The 969-nt window shown below is 42.8% G+C and carries 1 protein-coding gene; it reads left to right on the forward strand.

What is annotated here, in order from left to right:
• Positions 1-969: discoidin domain-containing protein (locus QM409_RS10720; RefSeq protein ID WP_414305733.1), on the forward strand; the 969-nt coding region annotated here is incomplete at both ends.

Below are 969 nucleotides of genomic sequence, written 5' to 3' on the forward strand. Positions count from 1 at the left end.
ATCCATCAAGTTAACAGTATCCAGCTACAAGGTCAAACCAACCCAGTACTCAGTCTAGAGTACTCTGCAAATGCGCAAGAATGGACGCCAGCTAGTCAGTTGACAGACAGAACTGTCGCAACGCACTTGGTACGTTATGTTCGTCTTGTTAATAAGACAGATCAAGAGCAGGCTGTTCCATCTACTTCACTCCTAGTAACTACCAAAGAAGTGCAACCAACCAAACTAGAATCTACAACTATGGGCATTCATCCAACATACGGAAGTAATGATGTTCGTAAGATTAATAACCTCGATCAATTGTTTGATGGTGTTTACAACAACTTCGTTGAGTTTTCAGATTATGCCCATAAAGATGGCCATGTAACCTTGAAACTTGGTAGTGAACGCACTATCAAGAAGATCAGAGCCTACATCCAAGACGGAACTCAAAACTATCTTCGTGATGGTAAAATCCAAGTCAGTCAAGACGGTAAAACTTGGACAGATGTTGTGACAGTGGGAGATGGTGTAGCCAATAGTACACACGATGATTCATTGACAGATGGCTGGACACATGATTCTAAGATGCCAGGAAATCGTTACATCGAGGGTGAATTGACGACACCAGTCAAAGCAAACTATCTTCGTGTCCTCTATACAGCTGACTATGATGCTCGTTTTGTAGGATTTACAGAATTGGTGATCAATGATGGCGAATTTGTCAAACCAATCAATGATCCAACTGTAGAAGGAAATGGTGGCGAAAGCCGAGGCAACTTCTATACTAATCTCGTAGATGGAAAAGTGTTGACTAGTTACAAGGCAGAACAAGATAAGGGTGACTTGGTTTACCACTTGTCAGAACCAACCAATGCCAACCATCTACGGCTTGTTTCAATCCTTCCTGAGGGAGCGAAAGCACGAGTTCAAGTGAGAACACTCAAGGATGGTCAAGAGAGCTGGACAGACCTCGGTGCCATTACATCT

It is taken from the genome of Streptococcus mitis, from assembly GCF_047465045.1.
Classification (GTDB): domain Bacteria; phylum Bacillota; class Bacilli; order Lactobacillales; family Streptococcaceae; genus Streptococcus; species Streptococcus mitis_DT.